At 70.1% G+C, this 17,177-nt stretch carries 14 protein-coding genes and 8 tRNA genes; 18 read left to right on the top strand and 4 right to left on the bottom strand.

What is annotated here, in order from left to right; genetic code table 11:
* Positions 1-24 precede the first annotated feature (24 nt).
* From G408_RS0111475 to G408_RS0111410, 14 genes are all read left to right on the top strand, one after another.
* A tRNA-Arg gene (locus G408_RS0111475) sits at positions 25-101 on the top strand.
* A gap of 119 nt (positions 102-220) precedes the next feature.
* Positions 221-297: transfer RNA gene (locus G408_RS0111470), tRNA-Pro, on the top strand.
* A 69-nt stretch (positions 298-366) separates the two neighbouring features.
* Positions 367-443, top strand: a tRNA-Arg gene (locus G408_RS0111465).
* A gap of 11 nt (positions 444-454) precedes the next feature.
* A tRNA-His gene (locus G408_RS0111460) sits at positions 455-531 on the top strand.
* Positions 532-585: 54 nt separating this feature from the next.
* A tRNA-Lys gene (locus G408_RS0111455) sits at positions 586-661 on the top strand.
* Positions 662-692: 31 nt separating this feature from the next.
* Positions 693-777: transfer RNA gene (locus G408_RS0111450), tRNA-Leu, on the top strand.
* Positions 778-885: 108 nt separating this feature from the next.
* Positions 886-2,184, top strand: a complete 1,299-nt coding sequence (gene tig / locus G408_RS0111445) for a trigger factor (RefSeq protein WP_028771194.1) — start codon at positions 886-888, stop codon at positions 2,182-2,184.
* Positions 2,185-2,207: 23 nt separating this feature from the next.
* Positions 2,208-2,831: an ATP-dependent Clp endopeptidase proteolytic subunit ClpP gene (gene clpP, locus G408_RS0111440; RefSeq protein WP_028771193.1), complete on the top strand. Its 624-nt coding sequence runs from the start codon at positions 2,208-2,210 to the stop codon at positions 2,829-2,831.
* A gap of 106 nt (positions 2,832-2,937) precedes the next feature.
* Positions 2,938-4,230: an ATP-dependent Clp protease ATP-binding subunit ClpX gene (gene clpX / locus G408_RS0111435; protein WP_028771192.1), complete on the top strand. Its 1,293-nt coding sequence runs from the start codon at positions 2,938-2,940 to the stop codon at positions 4,228-4,230.
* A gap of 118 nt (positions 4,231-4,348) precedes the next feature.
* Positions 4,349-6,808 carry an endopeptidase La gene (gene lon / locus G408_RS0111430; protein ID WP_028771191.1) on the top strand — a complete coding sequence of 820 codons (2,460 nt, stop codon included), beginning with the start codon at positions 4,349-4,351 and terminating at the stop codon, positions 6,806-6,808.
* A 192-nt stretch (positions 6,809-7,000) separates the two neighbouring features.
* On the top strand, positions 7,001-7,273 hold the full coding sequence (locus G408_RS0111425) for an HU family DNA-binding protein (RefSeq protein WP_028771190.1): 273 nt from the start codon (positions 7,001-7,003) through the stop codon (positions 7,271-7,273).
* Positions 7,274-7,289: 16 nt separating this feature from the next.
* Positions 7,290-7,364, top strand: a tRNA-Val gene (locus G408_RS0111420).
* A 9-nt stretch (positions 7,365-7,373) separates the two neighbouring features.
* Positions 7,374-7,450 (top strand) — tRNA-Asp (locus G408_RS0111415).
* Between the two features lie 68 nt (positions 7,451-7,518).
* Positions 7,519-9,510 carry a peptidylprolyl isomerase gene (locus tag G408_RS0111410; protein WP_028771189.1) on the top strand — a complete coding sequence of 664 codons (1,992 nt, stop codon included), beginning with the start codon at positions 7,519-7,521 and terminating at the stop codon, positions 9,508-9,510.
* 105 nt (positions 9,511-9,615) lie between these two features.
* Here the strand turns inward: G408_RS0111410 and G408_RS0111405 are convergent, their stop codons facing one another.
* Positions 9,616-10,413 carry an enoyl-ACP reductase FabI gene (locus tag G408_RS0111405; RefSeq protein ID WP_028771188.1) on the bottom strand — a complete coding sequence of 266 codons (798 nt, stop codon included), beginning with the start codon at positions 10,411-10,413 and terminating at the stop codon, positions 9,616-9,618.
* Positions 10,414-10,507: 94 nt separating this feature from the next.
* On the bottom strand, positions 10,508-11,257 hold the full coding sequence (gloB, locus tag G408_RS0111400; protein WP_028771187.1) for a hydroxyacylglutathione hydrolase: 750 nt from the start codon (positions 11,255-11,257) through the stop codon (positions 10,508-10,510).
* Positions 11,258-11,302: 45 nt separating this feature from the next.
* On the opposite strand from gloB, the gene G408_RS14935 reads away from it, so the two are divergent.
* Genes G408_RS14935 through G408_RS14520 form a run of 4 tightly spaced genes read left to right on the top strand, consistent with a single transcriptional unit; the run spans position 11,303 to position 14,686 of the window.
* Positions 11,303-12,040 (top strand): methyltransferase domain-containing protein, encoded by a 738-nt coding sequence (locus tag G408_RS14935; protein ID WP_051282938.1) that lies wholly within the window; start codon positions 11,303-11,305, stop codon positions 12,038-12,040.
* Entirely contained in the window at positions 12,037-12,486 is a 450-nt protein-coding gene (gene rnhA / locus G408_RS0111390; protein WP_028771186.1) for a ribonuclease HI, read from the top strand. The genes G408_RS14935 and rnhA overlap by 4 nt, the downstream gene beginning before the upstream one ends.
* Positions 12,483-13,184, top strand: coding sequence for a DNA polymerase III subunit epsilon (gene dnaQ / locus G408_RS0111385; RefSeq protein WP_028771185.1), 702 nt, complete (start codon positions 12,483-12,485; stop codon positions 13,182-13,184). The genes rnhA and dnaQ overlap by 4 nt, the downstream gene beginning before the upstream one ends.
* On the top strand, positions 13,181-14,686 hold the full coding sequence (locus G408_RS14520) for a serine/threonine-protein kinase (protein ID WP_028771184.1): 1,506 nt from the start codon (positions 13,181-13,183) through the stop codon (positions 14,684-14,686). The genes dnaQ and G408_RS14520 overlap by 4 nt, the downstream gene beginning before the upstream one ends.
* Before the next feature lie 6 nt (positions 14,687-14,692).
* Here the strand turns inward: G408_RS14520 and G408_RS0111375 are convergent, their stop codons facing one another.
* Both G408_RS0111375 and G408_RS0111370 read right to left on the bottom strand, forming a co-directional pair.
* Positions 14,693-15,397: a PP2C family protein-serine/threonine phosphatase gene (locus G408_RS0111375; protein ID WP_028771183.1), complete on the bottom strand. Its 705-nt coding sequence runs from the start codon at positions 15,395-15,397 to the stop codon at positions 14,693-14,695.
* A 31-nt stretch (positions 15,398-15,428) separates the two neighbouring features.
* Positions 15,429-17,177 (bottom strand): autotransporter outer membrane beta-barrel domain-containing protein (locus G408_RS0111370; protein ID WP_028771182.1); only part of this gene is annotated, 1,749 nt, incomplete at its 5' end.

Genomic DNA, 17,177 nt, shown 5'->3' with positions numbered 1-17,177 from the left:
CCTGCCGCATACTTTCGCTTCTACGCGCCCGTAGCTCAGTTGGATAGAGCACCAGGCTACGAACTTGGGGGTCGGAGGTTCGAATCCTTCCGGGCGCGCCATCGGACAGACAGGGTGCTTCGGCACCTTTTTTGTTCGAGGGTGGGAGACGCGGCAGCGCGTCGCTCCATCTGGCCATCACAATTCGCGCGGCAAGGTTCGTTCGCCCGACCGGTTCCTCCGGGGTATAGCTCAGTCTGGTAGAGCGCCAGCTTTGGGAGCTGGATGTCGGGGGTTCGAATCCCTCTGCCCCGACCAGTTGCATGGCCCGGTGGCGCAGATACGCTGTTCCCGGCGTCGAGGGCAGGGGTTCCGCCCGGTTCATGAGCGCCCGTAGCTCAACCGGATAGAGCACCGGCCTTCTAAGCCGGCGGTTGCAGGTTCGATCCCTGCCGGGCGCGCCAGTTCCGACGTGGTGGATGTAGCTCAGTTGGTTAGAGCACTGGATTGTGATTCCAGGGGTCGCGGGTTCAAATCCCGTCTTCCACCCCAGCCCTCCGGTAGGGCATAATCCGCCTTCGCAGTCGCGTCGGCGGCGAGGTTCCCGGGCCGTTAGCTCAGCTGGTAGAGCAGCGGACTCTTAATCCGTAGGTCCTAGGTTCGAATCCTAGACGGCCCACCAACCTCGAAGCCGCTCCGCCTGCTCCAAGCCTGCGAGAGTGGCGAAATTGGTAGACGCGCTGGATTTAGGTTCCAGTGGGGCAACCCGTGAGAGTTCGAGTCTCTCCTTTCGCACCAAGCAGCATCCCGGTGCGGAGGACGTGAGGCCAGGCTCCGCGGGTTTTTTCGTTTTCGGCGCGCGCCCCTGGGCGGCGCGGCACAACACGCGACACATCAGGAGTCACCATGCACGTTTCCGTCGAAACCATCGGCAGCCTCGGGCGCAAGCTCTCGGTCAGCGTTCCGGCCGAGCGCCTCGAGAGCGCGGTGGGCCACCGCCTGCGCGAGCTCTCGCGCACCGTGCGCCTGAACGGCTTCCGCCCGGGCAAGGTGCCGGTCAAGGTCATCGAGCAGCGCTTCGGCCAGCAGGTGCGCTCCGAGGTCTATTCCGACGTGGTGCGTGATTCCTTCGGCGAGGCCCTGCGCCAGCAGAACCTGCAGCCGGTGGGCCAGCCGGAGATCACCGCCGAGGGCGCCCCGGCCGAGGAGATCCGCTACACCGCCACCTTCGAGGTGGCCCCGGACTTCGGCCCCATCGATGTCTCCGCGCTCGAGATCCAGCGCCCGGTGGCGCAGGTCGAGGAGTCGGACATCGACACCATGATCGAGACCCTGCGCCAGCAGCGCCGCAGCTGGAACGTGGTCGAGCGCGCCGCCGCCGAAGGCGACCTCGTCAACGTCGAGAACTTCGCCCTGGTCGAGGGCGCCCGCTTCCCGGCGGAAGGCGTCGAGCGCGGCGCCACCGTGGTCGGCAGCCAGATGCTGTTCCCGGCCATCGAACAGGCCGTGGTGGGCATGCGCGCCGGCGAGGAGAAGCTCGTCGAGGTCGCCTTCCCGGCCGACTGGCGGGTGCCGGAGCTCGCCGGCAAGACCGCCCAGGTATCGGTGAAGGTGGTGAAGGTGTCCGAGCCGCACCTGCCAGCGGTGGACGAGGCCTTCATCAAGAGCTTCGGTGTGAAGTCGGGCACGCTCGAGCAGTTCCGCGAGGAGGTGCGCAGCAACCTCGCCCGCGAGCTGAAGGGCGCGCTCTCCGCCCGGCTGCGCGTCGAGGTGGCGAAAAAGCTGGTGGCCGCCTACGCCCATGTCGAGCTGCCGCCGCGCCTCGTCGAGGCCGAGGCCCGGGCGATGGCCGCCCAGGCCGCCGAGAACGCCCGTCGCCAGGGCCAGGCGGTGGGCGAGGTCGATCATGCCCCGTTCATGGAGGCCGCCCGCAACCGCGTGGCCGCCGGCCTGCTGGTGGGCGAGGTGGCGCGCCAGAACGAGCTGCGGCTCGATCCGAAGCGGGTGAACGAGGCCATCGCCCTGATCGCCTCCACCTACGAGGACCCGCAGCAGGTGGTTGATCTTTACCGCAACGACCCCAACCTGATGCAGGGCCTGCAGGCGCGCGTGATGGAAGAGCAGGTGATCGACTGGATCGCCGAGCGCGCCCGGGCAACCGAGGTGGCGATGTCCTTCACCGACGCGCTGCGCCCGAACGCCTGACCCGAACCGAACCGGAGCGTCCCATGGAACCGACCAAGAGCCTCAACCTCGTGCCGATGGTGGTCGAGCAGACCGCCCGCGGCGAGCGCGCGTACGACATCTACTCGCGCCTGCTGAAGGAGCGGGTGATCTTCCTGGTCGGGCCGATCGACGACTACATGGCCAATGTGGTGGTGGCCCAGCTGCTGTTCCTCGAGGCCGAGAATCCCGAGAAGGACATCAGCCTGTACATCAACTCGCCGGGCGGCGTCGTCACCGCCGGTCTTGCCATCTACGACACGATGCGCTTCATCAAGCCCGATGTGAGCACCATCTGCGTGGGCCAGGCCTGTTCGATGGGCGCCTTCCTGCTCGCCGCCGGCGCCAAGGGCAAGCGCTACGCCCTGCCGAACAGCCGGGTGATGATCCACCAGCCCTCCGGCGGCGCTCAGGGCCAGGCCACCGACATCGCCATCCAGGCCAAGGAGATCCTCTACCTTCGCGAGAAGCTCAACAAGGAGATGGCGGCCAATACCGGCAAGCCGCTCGAGCAGATCGAGAAGGACGTGGAGCGCGACTTCTTCATGAACGCCGAGGAATCCAAGGCCTACGGCCTCGTGGACGCCGTCCTCGAGCGCCGCCCCGACGAGACGGTCCAGCCCGGCTGAACGCCCTGGCCCTCCCTTTCACGCCCGAACCCGCCCCCGGGGCTTCCGCACCGGGGCCCGGGTGCTATTCTCGGGCCGAGCCCGCTTCCCCGGGGTTTCCCGAGCAATGACCGACGACCGACCCAGCCGCCCCTCCGACAGCTCCAAGATCCTCTACTGCTCCTTCTGCGGAAAGAGCCAGCACGAGGTGCGGAAGCTGATCGCGGGCCCCAGCGTGTTCATCTGCGATGAATGCGTCGAGCTCTGCAACGACATCATCCGCGAGGAACTCGAGGACAAGTCGCAGGCGGCGCGCAGCCACCTGCCGAAGCCCCGCGAGATCCTCGAGGTGCTCGACCAGTACGTGGTCGGGCAGGCGCGGGCCAAGAAGACCCTCGCCGTGGCGGTGTACAACCACTACAAGCGCATCGAATCGCGGCAGAAGGGCGACGAGGTCGAGCTCTCGAAGTCGAACATCCTGCTGATCGGCCCCACCGGCTCGGGCAAGACCCTGCTGGCCGAGACCCTGGCCCGCCTGCTCAACGTGCCCTTCACCATCGCCGACGCCACCACCCTCACCGAGGCCGGTTACGTCGGCGAGGATGTCGAGAACATCATCCAGAAGCTGCTGCAGAAGTGCGACTACGACGTCGAGAAGGCGCAGCAGGGCATCGTCTACATCGACGAGATCGACAAGATCTCGCGCAAGAGCGAGAACCCCTCGATCACCCGTGACGTCTCCGGCGAGGGCGTGCAGCAGGCCCTGCTGAAGCTGATCGAGGGCACGGTGGCCAGCGTGCCGCCGCAGGGCGGTAGAAAGCATCCGCAGCAGGAGTTCCTCCAGGTCGACACCCGGAACATCCTGTTCATCTGCGGCGGCGCCTTCGCCGGCATCGAGAAGGTGATCCAGCAGCGCACCACCGAGGCCGGTGGCATCGGTTTCTCGGCCAAGGTGAAGAGCCAGAGCCACAAGGCCGACGTGGGCAGGCTGATGGCCGAGGTCGAGCCGGAGGACCTGATCAAGTTCGGGCTGATCCCCGAGTTCGTCGGCCGCCTGCCGGTGGTGGCCACGCTCGAGGAACTCGACGAGGCCGCGCTGGTGAAGATCCTCACCGAGCCGAAGAACGCCATCGCCAAGCAGTTCAAGAAGCTGTTCGAGATGGAGGGGGTGGAGCTGGAGATCCGCCCCGATGCCCTGGCCGCGGTGGCCAGGAAGGCGCTGAAGCGCAAGACCGGCGCCCGAGGTCTCCGCACCATCCTCGAGTCGGTGCTGCTCGACACCATGTACGAGCTGCCCTCGCTGGAGAACGTGAGCAAGGTGGTGGTCGACGAGTCGGTCATCGAGCACAAGTCCGAGCCCTACCTGATCTACAGCACCCCGGCGCAGCAGCAGCAGCAGCGGGCCGCCTCGGGCGACTGAAGGCCCGGCGGGCCATGAACGCCACCCCGAGCCCCGCCCGGTTGCCGTGGCGGGGCTCGTTGTTTCCGGGGGCTGCCGCCCCCATCCTCCCGCCATCCCCTCCGGGAAGGAGCTTCCGATGAGCCGCGAAACCCCCACCCACGACCTCCCGATCCTGCCCCTGCGGGACGTGGTGGTGTACCCGCACATGGTGATCCCGCTGTTCGTGGGGCGCGACAAGTCGATCCGCGCCCTCGACCTCGCCATGGCGGCCGACAAGCAGATCCTGCTGGTGGCCCAGACCAGCCCCGAGACCGACGACCCCGCCGGCGGCGATCTCTACCGCATCGGCACCCTGGCCCAGGTGCTGCAGCTGCTCAAGCTGCCCGACGGCACCATCAAGGTGCTGGTCGAGGGCGTGGCCCGCTTCAAGGTTTCCGAAGTGCGCGAGCAGGGCGGCGCGCTGATGGGCAAGGGTCTCGTGGTCGAGTCGCAGCTCGGCGAGGACGAGCACGAGGCCGAGGTGGCAAGGCGCTCGCTGCTGGCACTGTTCGAGCAGTACCTGAAGACCAACCGCAAGCTGCCGCCGGAGCTGCTGACCACGCTTTCCGGCATCGACGATCCCGACCGCTTCGCCGACACCATCGCGGCCCACGTCGGTGCCCGCCTCGCCGACAAGCAGAAGGTGCTGGAGACGCTGCGGGTGATGGAGCGCATCGAGATGCTGATCGGCCTCGTCGAGGGCGAGATCGATGTGCAGCAGATCGAGAAGCGCATCCGCGGCCGCGTCAAGTCGCAGATGGAGAAGAGCCAGCGCGAGTACTACCTCAACGAGCAGATGAAGGCGATCCAGAAGGAGCTGGGCGACCTCGACGACTCGCCGAACGAGGTGGAGGAGCTGGGCAAGAAGATCGCCGCCGCCGGCATGCCCAAGGCCATCGAGGCCAAGGCCCGGGCCGAGCTCAACAAGCTAAAGCAGATGTCGCCGATGTCGGCCGAGGCCACCGTGGTGCGCAACTACATCGACTGGCTGGTCGGCGTGCCGTGGAAGAAGCGCAGCAAGGTGCGCAAGGACCTGAAGCTGGCGCAGCAGGTGCTGGATGCCGACCACTTCGGCCTGGAGAAGGTGAAGGAGCGGATCCTCGAGTATCTCGCCGTGCAGTCGCGCGTGGCGAAGATGAAAGGCCCGATCCTCTGCCTCGTCGGGCCGCCTGGCGTGGGCAAGACCTCGCTCGGGCAGAGCATCGCCCGGGCCACCAACCGCAAGTTCGTGCGCATGGCGCTGGGCGGGGTGCGCGACGAGGCCGAGATCCGCGGCCATCGCCGCACCTACATCGGCTCGATGCCGGGCCGCATCGTGCAGAACCTCAACAAGGTGGGCAGCAAGAACCCGCTGTTCATGCTCGACGAGATCGACAAGATGAGCATGGATTTCCGCGGCGATCCTTCCTCGGCCCTGCTCGAGGTGCTCGATCCCGAGCAGAACCATGCCTTCAACGACCACTACCTAGAGGTCGACCTCGACCTCTCCGAGGTGATGTTCGTCGCCACCTCGAACTCGCTGAACATCCCCGGCCCGCTGCTGGACCGCATGGAGATCATCCGCATCCCCGGCTACACCGAGGAGGAGAAGCTCAACATCGCCAAGCGCTACCTGCTGCCCAAGCAGCTCAAGGCCAACGGCCTGAAGGATGGCGAGCTCGAGGTGGCGGAATCGGCGCTGCAGGACGTGGTGCGCTACTACACCCGCGAGTCGGGCGTGCGCGGGCTGGAGCGCGAGATCGCCAAGATCTGCCGCAAGGTGGTGAAGGAGATCGCGCTGGCCGGGCCGCCGAAGGTCTCGAAGAAGACCGGCAAGCCGGTGGCGCGCAAGCCGGTGCGGGTGGATTCCGGCAATGTGCACAAGTACCTCGGCGTGCGCCGCTACGACTTCGGCCGTGCCGAGGCGCAGAACGAGATCGGCCTGGTGACCGGCCTGGCCTGGACCGAGGTGGGGGGCGACCTGCTGCAGATCGAGGCCAGCCTCACCCCGGGCAAGGGCAACCTGCTGCTCACCGGCCAGCTCGGCGAGGTGATGCAGGAGTCGGTGAAGGCGGCCTATACCGTGGTGCGTTCGCGCAGCCTTGCGCTCGGCATCGATCCTGAGTTCCACCAGAAATTCGACACCCACGTGCACGTGCCCGAGGGCGCCACGCCGAAGGACGGCCCGAGCGCCGGCATCGGCATGGTGACGGCGCTGGTGTCGGCGCTGGCGAAGGTGCCGGTGCGCGCCGACGTGGCGATGACCGGCGAGATCACCCTGCGCGGGCGGGTGCTGCCGATCGGCGGGCTGAAGGAGAAGCTGCTCGCCGCCCTGCGTGGCGGCATCCGCACGGTGGTGATCCCGGAGGAGAACCGCAAGGACCTCGCCGACCTGCCGAAGCCGGTGCTGGAGGGCCTCGAGATCATTCCGGCGAAGTGGATCGACCAGGTGCTCGACGTCGCCCTGGAGCGGCCGCTGCGCCCGGCCGCCGAGGCCGGGGCGGAGGGCAAGTCCGCGGATCCCAAGGAGAAAGCGGCCGGCGAGGCTGCTGGGCCGGACGCCCCGCGCGCGCACTGAGCCGCCGCGGGGACCCATCCGAAGCCCGGAAAGCCGCGCCATTGCTGGCTTTCGCGTATTGCGGGGGCTGGGGGGCACTGGTATAACGAAGCGCAGCCACGGCATGCCGCCGTCCGGCTGAACGCGGCCGGAAGCGCCTCCGTGGCGTGCCGGCAGAACAATCCGCGGGGAACCCCGCTCAGGGAGTCGAGAATGAACAAGTCTGATTTTGTCAACGCTGTCGCTGATTCCGCCGAGCTGTCGAAGGCCGACGCCGGCCGCGCCGTCGATGCGATGGTCGAAGTGATCAAGAAGGCGCTCAAGAAGGGCGACACCGTGACGCTCGTGGGCTTCGGCACCTTCTCGGTCCGCAAGCGCGCCGCCCGCCAGGGCCGCAATCCGCAGACCGGCGCCACCATCAAGATCAAGGCGTCGAAGTCGCCGGCGTTCAAGGCTGGCAAAGCGCTGAAGGATGCTGTAAACTGACGTTCTCGCTCGCCAAGGGTGCTTAGCTCAGCGGTAGAGCGTCGCCCTTACAAGGCGAGGGTCGGGGGTTCGAAACCCTCAGCACCCACCAGTTTTCGGCGGAGTGGTAGTTCAGTCGGTTAGAATACCGGCCTGTCACGCCGGGGGTCGCGGGTTCGAGTCCCGTCCACTCCGCCACTTTCTTCCAAAGGCGCCGCAAGGCGCCTTTGTTTTTTCCACGTCCCGCGTTGGAGCCCTAGCCGGCCATGCTGCAGAAAATCCGTGAAAACACCTCGGGGTGGATCGTCTGGACGATCGTCGGGCTGATCATCTTCGCGATGACCTTCTTCGGCATCGAGCAGTACTTCCAGACCCGCATCGAGACCTATGCGGCGAAGATCGAATCGCCGCCCGACTGGTGGCGCGGAGCACCGCGCGAGGGCGCCCTGGGACGCCTTGCCCGCGCTTTCGTCTGGGAGACGCACGAGGTCTCGCAGCAGCAGTTCCGCGAGCGTTTCGACCGCTTCCGCGAACAGGCCCGCCAGCGCATGGGCGAGGCCTACGACCCTGACCAGGTGGAAAGCCTGGAGAGCAAGCGCCTGGTGCTCGATGGCCTGGTGGACGAGACCATCCTCGAGATCGCCGCCCGGCGCGACGGCATTGCCGCCGAGCCAGGCGCGATCACCAAGGCCATCCGCGAGGTCGATGGCATCACCGTGGACGGCGAGTTCATCGGCAACGATGCCTACCGCATCTGGCTGCAGAGCCGCGGCCTCACGGCCGCCAGCTTCGAGGCCCTGATCGCCCGCCAGATCCTGGTCTCCACCATGCCCGACGCGGTGGCCCAGACCGGCTTCATCGGCGATGCCGAGCTCGAGCGCCTGCTGTCGCTGCAGCAGGAAACCCGCGACCTGCGCTTCCTCGAGCTGGCGCCGCCGGCCCTGCCACCGCTGGAGGATGAGCAGGCGGCGCTGGCGGCCTGGCATGCGGCCAACCCGCAGCGCTACAGCACCGAGGAGACGGTGACCATCAACTACGTCGAGCTGGATGCGGCCACGCTGGAGGTGGCGGGCGAGCCCAGCGAGGCCGAGCTGCGCGAGCGCTACGAGCGCGAGCGTGGCCGCTTCGGCACCGAGGAAGAGCGCATCGTCTCGCACATCCTCGTCGAGGTGCCGGCCGATGCCGACGCCGCTGCCGTGGAGGCGGCGCGGGCGAAGGCGGCGGAACTCGCCGCGCAGGCCCGGGCGCCGGGGGCCGACTTCGCGGCCCTGGCTGCCGCGAACAGCGACGATCTCGGCAGCCGCGAACAGGGCGGTGAGCTTGGCAGCATTGGCAAGGGGGTGTTCCCCAAAGCCTTCGAGGAGGCGGTGTATGCGCTTGCCGAGGGCGAGGTGAGCGAGCCCGTCCGCACCGACATGGGCTGGCACGTGGTGAAGCTGACCCGGCTGGTGCCGGGCACCGTGCAGCCTTTCGAGGCGGTGCGCGCGCAGCTTCTCGCGGAGCATGCCGAAACCGAGCGCGAGCGCCTGTTCAACGACCGCAGCGGCGCTCTCGTGGATGCCATCCTGCGCGAGCCCAACTCGCTCGCGGCGGTGGCCCGCGAGCAGGGGCTGGCGCTGAACAGCGCGGGGCCCTTCGGGCGGATGCAGGGCAGTGGCATCGCCGCGCTGGAGGCGGTGCGCGCCGCGGCCTTCTCGCGCGGCCAGAAGGACGACCGGCAGGTGAGCGATCCCATCGAGGTCGGGCCGAACCATGTCGTGGTGATCCAGGTGACCGACCATGCCCCTTCGGTGCTGCGGCCGCTGGAGGAGGTGATCGACCAGGTGCGCGCCGACCTGCAGGCCGACCGGCGGGAGAAGGCCGCCCGCGCCGCCGCCGAGGCCCTGCATGCCCGGGCCCGGGCCGGCGAGCCCCTGGAGGCGCTGGCCGCCGAGGTGGGCGGCGTGGTGCAGCAGAGCAGCGGGGTGTTCCGCCAGGCGGGGCTGCCGGATGCCGCCATCGTGCGCGAGGGCTTCCGCCTGCTGCCGCAGGAGGAGGGCAAGCCGGCCGACGTGGGGCTGGCGGCCCTTGGCGATGGCCGCTACGCGCTGGTGGTGGCCACCGGCCGCAAGCCGGGCGAACTCGAGGGCCTCGGCCCCGAGGTGCGGGCGCAGATCCGCGCCCAGGTGGCGCGGATGCGCGGCGACATGGAGCGCGAGGCCTTCGTCAAGGCCCTGCGCGGCCAGTTCGAGATCACCATCGCCGAAGAGCGGCTCTGAGGGCAGGGGCGGGGGCCACCCCGCCGCGCTCCGGAAACGGAAAAAGCCCGCGCCTTGGCGCGGGCTTTTTCCGTTCCTGCCGGAGGGACTGCCGGCGCCGGGACCTCAGTGCCCGTCGCCGTCGAGCCCGGCCATGCCGAGGATGTTGTAGCCGCCATCCACGTAAGTGATCTCGCCGGTGATGCCGGCCGCGAGGTCGGAGCAGAGGAAGGCGGCGGCGTTGCCCACGTCCTCGATGGTGACGTTGCGGCGGATCGGCGAGACCTCCTCCACGTGCTTCAGCATCTTGCGCAGGTTGCCCACGCCGGAGGCCGCCAGCGTCTTGATCGGGCCGGCCGAGATGCAGTTCACGCGGATGCCCTCGGGCCCGAGGTTGAGCGCGAGATAGCGCACGCTCGATTCCAGCGCCGCCTTGGCCACGCCCATCACGTTGTAATTCGCCAGCGCCCGCTCGGCGCCGAGATAGGAGAGGGTGAGGATGGCCGAGCGCCGGTTCGCCATCATCGGCCGCGCCGCCTTGGCCAGCGCCGAGAGCGAGTAGGCCGAGATGTCGTGGGCGATGCGGAAGTTCTCCCGCGTCAGGTGGTCGAGATAGCCGCCGTCGAGCGCCTCGCGCGGGGCGAAGCCGATCGAGTGGACGAGGATGTCGAAGCCGTCCCAGTGCCTGCCGAGTTCGGCGAAGCAGGCCTCGATCTCGGCATCGCTGCCGACGTCGAGCGGCAGCACGATGCGGCTGCCGTACTCGGCGGCGGCCTCCTCCACGCGCGACTTGAGCTTGTCGTTCTGGTAGGTGAAGGCCAGTTCCGCGCCTTCGCGGCGCATGGCCTCGGCGATGCCGTTGGCGATCGACCGCTGGCTGGCGATGCCGGTGATGAGGGCGCGTTTGCCCGCAAGGAAACCCATGGAACCTCCGTGGTCGCTGGCGCCGGGGGCGCCGAAGCCCGACAGTGTGGCGCGAGGCCGGCGGTGCGCCAACTGTACGGCGGGGTGTGGCGCGCTAGAACGCGTCCTTCCAGGCCCGGAGGGCGGCGAAGCCTTCGATGCCGGCATGGGCGAGGCCGCGGGCGGCGAGCCCGGCCTGCACGCCGGGCGCGTCGAGGCGGAGGAAGGGATTGGCCGCGCGCTCGATGGCGAGGGTGGAGGGCAGGCTGGGGCGGCCTTCGGCGAGGCGGCGCCGGGCCTCGGCGAGCCAGGCCTCGCGCGCCGGGTTCTCCGCCTCCACCGCGCGGGCGAAATCGCCGTTGGCGAGGGTGTACTCATGGCCGCAGCAGACCCGCGTGTCGCCGGGCAGGGCGGCGAGCCGGGCGAGCGAGGCCTGCATCTCGGCCGGCGTGCCTTCGAACAGGCGGCCGCAGCCGAGGCTGAAGAGGGTATCGCCGCAGAACAGATGCCCCTCGACATGGAAGGCGACATGGCTGCGGGTGTGGCCGGGCACGGCGATCACTTCGATGCGGAAGCCGGCCGCCTCGAAGCACTGGCCGTCGCCGACCGCCTCGTAGGCGAAACGCAGGCGCGGGTCGGCCGGGGCATGCACCCGGGCGCCGGTGCGCTCGACGATGCCCGGCACGCCATCGACATGGTCGGCATGGTGGTGGGTGACGAGGATGGCCGTCGGGCGCGCAGGATCGCCGAGGGCGGCGAGGACCGGGCCGGCATCGCCGGGGTCGACCACCAGGCGGCCTTGCGGCCCCTCGAGCAGCCAGACGAGGTTGTCGCGCAGGACGGGCAGGGCGCTGAGCCGGAACACCGGGTGTCATCCAGGAGGGCGGGCGGATGCCGCACAATCGGGACCATGCCGGGGCTGCGTTTCCAAGGTCAAGCCGCGGGCCGGGAGCGGGCGGCGTGGCTGGCCCGTCCCGGTCTCGAGGCCCTGCTGCTCGAGGCCCAGGGGGCCTGGCACGAACCCGTGCCGGCGATCGGCGGGCAGGCCTGGCTGCGCTTGCTGCCGCGCCCGGGCTGGCCGCTGGCCGAGCCCGAGGCACGCTTCGCCCGCCGTTTCACGCTGGTGCCGGAGGCCGGCGGCTGGGCGGGCGACTGGCGCTGCGCCACCGCGGCGCTGCCGCTCGCCAGCGGCACGGTGAGCCGCATCGACCTGCGCTTCGTGCTCGAGACCTGCGCTGCGCCCGCGGCCCTGCTGGCCGAGTGCGCGCGCCTGCTGCGCCCGGAAGGCCGGCTGCTGCTGATGGGCCTGAACCCGGCCAGCCCGGCGCGCCTGCGCTGGCGCGGCCAGGGCCTGTGCCCACTGTCGCGCCGGCAGGTGCTGGCCCTGCTGGCCACGGCGGGGCTGGTGCCGCTCCGCCAGGCCTGCCTCGGCCCACGCTGGCGGCCGAGCGGCGGGCTGGCCGCGGAATCCCTGCCGGCGGAGGAGGGGGGCGCCGGCCGGGTGGCCTGGGCAGTGCTGGCCCTGCGCCGCGAGGCCGCGGGCACGCCCCTGCGCCTCGCCCGCGCCGGCTGGCGCGCCGCCGGAGCCGCCGGCGGGGTCGGCACGGCCGGCATCGGGCGGGTGATCGACCGCATAATCGGCAGATGAAATCGATCGAGATCCATACCGACGGTGCCTGCCTCGGCAACCCCGGCCCCGGGGGCTGGGCTGCGCTGCTGCGCTGGAACGGTAGCGAGAAGCTGCTCTCCGGCGGCGAGCCGCTCACCACCAACAACCGCATGGAGCTGCTCGCCGCCATCGCCGGGCTGGAGGCGCTCAAGGCCCCCTGCGAGGTGGCCCTGCACAGCGATTCGAAGTACGTGCTGCAGGGCATCAGCGAATGGCTGCCGGGCTGGAAGCGCAAGGGCTGGAAGACGGCCGGCGGCGGCGCGGTGAAGAACCAGGACCTCTGGCAGCGCCTGGATGCCGCCGCGGCACCGCACCGCGTGCACTGGCACTGGGTGAAGGGCCATGCCGGGCACCCGGACAACGAGCGCGTGGACGCCGCCGCCCGTGCCGTGGCCGAACGCTTCCGCCGGGGGGTGGCGGCATGAGGCAGGTGGTGCTGGACACCGAGACCACGGGCCTGTCCTGGGAGAAGGGCAACCGGGTGGTGGAGATCGGCTGCGTGGAGCTCATCGAGCGCCGGCCCACCCGTCGGCATTTCCACCGCTATCTCAACCCCGACCGGGAGATGGAGCCGGGCGCGGCCGAGGTGACCGGCCTCACCCTCGAGTTCCTGCGCGACAAGCCGCGGTTCCACGAGGTGGCGGAGGAGTTCCTCGACTTCATCCGCGGCGCCGAGTTGGTGATCCACAACGCCGCCTTCGACGTCGGCTTCCTCGATGCCGAGCTGGCGCGCCTGCCCGGAGCCGGGCGGCTTGCCGACCACTGCGCCGGCGTGCTGGATACTCTGGCGCTCGCCAAGCAGCGTTTCCCCGGCCAGCGCGCTTCGCTCGATGCCTTGTGCAAGCGTCTCGGGGTCGACAACGGCCATCGCACCCTGCACGGGGCCTTGCTCGATGCCGAACTGCTGGCCGATGTCTACCTCGCTCTGACCTCGGGCCAGGGCGAGTTCGCCCTCGGTGCCGAGGCCGAGGGCGGCGGGCCTGCCGAGGAAGGCGAGTTGCGCCCCTTGGCGGCGGTGGTGCGGCGGCGCATCCTGCCCGCGGAGGCCGAGGCGCACCGCGCGCGCCTCGCCGGCGTGGCGAAGAAGTCGGGCGGCAAGCTGCTCTGGGAGACCGAAGCATGAATTCGACGGTGCTGCTGCAGGCGGTGGACATCGCCATCCCGGGCTACCGCATCCTGCGCACCCTGGGGCAGGGCGGCATGGCTTCGGTTTTCCTCGCGGTGCAAGAATCGCTCGACCGCGAGGTCGCGCTGAAGGTGATGGCCCCCGCGCTGGCGGCCAACCCGGAATTCGCCGAGCGCTTCCTCAAGGAGGGCAGGCTCACCGCCAAGCTGCAGCACCCGAACGTGGTCACCATCCACGACATCGGGGTGCACAACGGCATCTACTACCTCTCGGCCGAGTACATCCCGCGCGGCACGCTGAAAGAGCGCATCACCGGCGAGGGCATCTCGGTGGGCGAGGCCCTGAACGTGCTCTGCGACATCGCCCACGGCCTCGACTACGCCCATGAGAAGGGCGTGGTGCACCGCGACGTGAAGCCCGGCAACGTGCTGTTCCGCAAGGACGGCCGCGCCGTGCTGGCCGATTTCGGCATCGCCAAGGCGATGGACGGCGGCACCGGCTCCACCATGGCCGGCATGTCGGTGGGCACCCCCGACTACATGAGCCCCGAGCAGGCCCGCGGCGAGCCGGTGGACGGCCGCTCCGACCTCTACAGCCTCGGGGTGATGCTCTACGAGATGCTCACCGGCCGGCCGCCCTACGAGGCGCCCGACGCCTTCTCGGTGGCGCTCTCGCACATCACCGAACCGATCCCCACCCTGCCGCCGCAGCACGCCTGGCTGCAGCCCCTGCTCAATGGCCTGATGGCCAAGCTGCCAGGCGAGCGCTACAACACCGGCGCCGCGGTGGTCGAGGCGGTGCAGCGCATGCTGCCCACCGCCCCGCCCGGCGCGGTCGACATCAAGGCCTTCGAAGCCCGCGAGGGCATGGCCCGGCAGCCGGCCTCCGCCACCCAGCAGCGCACCCGGGTGTCCGGCGAGGCGGCGAAGGCGGCGCGCGGCCTGCCGGCCTGGCTGCCCTGGGCCGGGGGCGGACTCGCCCTCGCCGGCCTCGTGGCCCTGCTGCTCTGGGCGCCTTGGCGCGCCGTTCCCCCGGCGTCGCCCGGGGCCCCGCAGGTGGCGGCCCTGCCGCCGGCCGAGGGGCCCGGGGTGGCCACCTTCCAGAGCCCGGGCAGTGCGCCGGTGCGCGTGCCGACGCTCGGCCCCGAGGCCATCGAGATCGCCCTGCGCCAGGGCGAGGCCCTGGTGCGCGAGGGCACCTATGTGCCGGGCCCCGGCGAACCGGAGAACGTGAATGCCGGCCGCCGCCTGCGTGGCGACGAGGAGAGCGCGCTGGCGCGCTTCCGCGAGGTGCTGGCGGCCGATCCGGACAATGCCCGCGCCCTGGCTGGGGTGGCGGCGATCGCCGCCTACTATCGCGATGCCGCGGCCAGGCTCTGCGCCGCCGAGCGCTGGGTGGCCTGCGAGACGATCGCCGGTTACGGGCTCGAGGCCGCGCCCGAGGACGCCGAGCTCAGGCGGCTCAAGGCCGAGGCGGAGGCGGCCCGGCGGGGGATGTGACGGCCATCAGCTCCGGCGTACCAGCACCACGGTGATGTTGTCGCTGCCGCCGCCGTCGAGCGCCGCGGCCACCAGATGGTCGACGCATTCCTGGGCGCTGATGTCCTGCTGCGCCATGGCCTTGGCGATCATGCCGTCGTCCACTTCCTCGGTCAGGCCGTCGCTGCACAGCAGCAGCGACATGCCGGGACGCAGTTCGCCGGCCACGGTCTCGATGCTCAGCTTGTCCGGTTCGGTGACCCCGAGCGCCTTGGTGACCACGTTGCGGTAGGGGTGCAGCCGGGCCTGCTCCGGAGTGAGCTGGCCCTGGTCGATCAGTTCCTGCACGTAGCTGTGGTCCGAGCTCACCTGCTGCAGGCTGCCGTTCCACAGGTAGGCGCGTGAGTCCCCCACCCAGGCAAGCTCGAAGCGTCCGTTCGGGGCCACCTTCACCGCCACGATGGTGGTGCCCATCGGCATGGCGTCGTCGCGCAGGCCCGACTGGCGGATGATCTCCTCGTTGGCCTTGCGGATGGCTTCCGCCAGCGATTTTCCGGCCCGCACCTCACGCACCACGGTATCGCGCGCCAGCGCGCTCGCCACCTCGCCGGAATCGTGGCCGCCCATGCCGTCGGCCACCAGCCACAGGCCCAGCTCGGCATCGCCGTAGTAGGTGTCCTCGTTCAGGTCGCGCCGCAGGCCGACGTGGCTCAAGTGGCCGAATTCGATCATCGCGTGTTCCTTCCGCCCCCGGGCCGCCTGTTCAGAATTCCCCGCGCAGACCGAGGGCGAGGTTGGTCTGCGAGAAGCCGGACTTGCCCAACACCCGCTCGACGTAGAGGAAGCCGGAGCGGCCGCCCGTGAACAGGGCGGAGAGGCCGGCGCCGAGGCGGTAGAAGCTGTTGTCGATGGGATCGCCCTGCACGGTGAAGATGCGCGCCGAAGGATCGGCCAGGAACCGGGCTCCGACGCGCTGCGGATCTTCCTTGTACTCGCGTTCCCACTCGAACTGGAAGTGCGGCATGAGGATGCCCCAGTCGCGGCTGATGGCGCGGCTGAACTTCGCCCCGGCCACGCTGGCGAGCGAGGTATGGGTACCGGGGAAGACCTCCAGGGCCAGCCCGGCACCGGGGCCGGTGCCTTCGAACACTTCGCGGGCGCTGTCGAAGTCGATGCGGGTGTAGAGCAGCCGCCCGTAAGGGCCGACCGTCCAGCCGCCGGCCTGCCAGTCGCGGCCCACGGTGGCGGCGAAGGAGAGCAGGTCGCCATCGAGCCGGCCGCGGGCGCTGCGGTCGATGGTGGTGCTGCCGCCGGGGCCGGTGATGGTGTAGCGCACCCGGCGCAGGGTGTCGTACTCGTTGCGGCCCCAGGTCAGCACCACATCGCTGTACCACTGATGGGCCTGGTAGACGGTGGCGTAGCCGGAGACGCTCCAGCCGCTCGCCTCCACCTTGCCCTGGGCCCCGGTCAGGTCGCTGTCCTGACGGGTCAGGCCGAGCGAGGCGCCAGCGATGAAACGGTCGCTGAAGCGGTAGTCGAGGCCGGCGGTGAGACCGTTGATGTCGAAGTCGTAGCCCGGCGTCAGGCGGCCCTCGCGTGATTCGCCGCGGCCCAGGGTGCCGGAGACGAACCAGCCGAAGCGGTCGAAGTCCGCCCCGGCCTCATCACTGGCGGCCGGGCCGAGCAGGTTCTCCACGAGGCCGCTCACCGGGATCCGCCCGCTGGGCGTGGCGATGGCAAGGCCGCCGAAGGCGCTGCCCCGCGTGCCCGAGCGCAGGGCGGCGATACGGGCTTTCAGGTTGTCGAGCTGGGCCTGGCCGGCCCCCAGGGCGATGTTCACCATCACCAGCGTGGTGTCGGGCACCAGTTCGCGCAGGGCAGCGATCACCTCGGCCGGTGGCGCGCCGGGGAAGTCCTGGCAGCGGGCCAGCAGATCGACCTGCTCGGGGCTGCGGCTGGTCGGCGGCAGGGCGGCAATGGCAGCGCAGGCGCCCTCGAGCACTTCGCCCAGAGACTGCAGTTCCGGTGGCAGCCCGGGCAGGCTCGCCAGGCTGCTGGCATTGACCACGGTGCTGGCGCTCACGCTGGGGTCGGCGGGCAGGCTGGCGGTGAGGGTGACCGGCCCCGGGCTCGGTCCGAGGGTGACCACGAAACTGGCCCGGCCCGCGCCATCGGTGAGCTTCACCAGCTTCGGCGTGGCACCGCTGCCGGCCACCGAGGCATTGCCGCTGGCGCTCAGGTCGACCTCGATGCCGGCTTCGGGCAGGCCATTGGCCCGCACCTCGACCACGATCGGACTGGGCAGGGGCAGGCCGGGCAGGCCCTGCTGGTTGGCCCCCGAGACGATGCTCACCGTGCGCACCAGAGTGGAGGTCAGGCTGAACTCGACGAACACCGAGAGGTCGTCGTTGCGGGCAGCGCGGACCACCACGGTGCCAGGGGTGGGGCCGAACTGCAGGCCGGTCTGGGCGCGGCCGGCGGCATCGGTGGGCGAGGTGGGCGAGACCAGGGT

Source organism: Silanimonas lenta DSM 16282, from assembly GCF_000429065.1.
GTDB classification, from domain to species: domain Bacteria; phylum Pseudomonadota; class Gammaproteobacteria; order Xanthomonadales; family Xanthomonadaceae; genus Silanimonas; species Silanimonas lenta.
The sequence above is the reverse complement of the archived record's forward strand: the minus strand, read 5'-3'. Positions and strand labels throughout refer to the sequence as shown.

Bases quoted from the DNA above. Each gene is read 5' to 3' on its own strand.
- G408_RS0111375 (WP_028771183.1), bottom strand. From the start codon at position 15,397: ATGATCGAATTCGGCCACTTGAGCCACGTCGGCCTGCGGCGCGACCTG.
- dnaQ (WP_028771185.1), top strand. From the start codon at position 12,483: ATGAGGCAGGTGGTGCTGGACACCGAGACCACGGGCCTGTCCTGGGAG.
- G408_RS14520 (WP_028771184.1), top strand. From the start codon at position 13,181: ATGAATTCGACGGTGCTGCTGCAGGCGGTGGACATCGCCATCCCGGGC.
- rnhA (WP_028771186.1), top strand. From the start codon at position 12,037: ATGAAATCGATCGAGATCCATACCGACGGTGCCTGCCTCGGCAACCCC.
- G408_RS14935 (WP_051282938.1), top strand. From the start codon at position 11,303: ATGCCGGGGCTGCGTTTCCAAGGTCAAGCCGCGGGCCGGGAGCGGGCG.
- G408_RS0111410 (WP_028771189.1), top strand. From the start codon at position 7,519: ATGCTGCAGAAAATCCGTGAAAACACCTCGGGGTGGATCGTCTGGACG.
- G408_RS0111405 (WP_028771188.1), bottom strand. From the start codon at position 10,413: ATGGGTTTCCTTGCGGGCAAACGCGCCCTCATCACCGGCATCGCCAGC.
- clpP (WP_028771193.1), top strand. From the start codon at position 2,208: ATGGAACCGACCAAGAGCCTCAACCTCGTGCCGATGGTGGTCGAGCAG.
- lon (WP_028771191.1), top strand. From the start codon at position 4,349: ATGAGCCGCGAAACCCCCACCCACGACCTCCCGATCCTGCCCCTGCGG.
- tig (WP_028771194.1), top strand. From the start codon at position 886: ATGCACGTTTCCGTCGAAACCATCGGCAGCCTCGGGCGCAAGCTCTCG.
- clpX (WP_028771192.1), top strand. From the start codon at position 2,938: ATGACCGACGACCGACCCAGCCGCCCCTCCGACAGCTCCAAGATCCTC.
- G408_RS0111425 (WP_028771190.1), top strand. From the start codon at position 7,001: ATGAACAAGTCTGATTTTGTCAACGCTGTCGCTGATTCCGCCGAGCTG.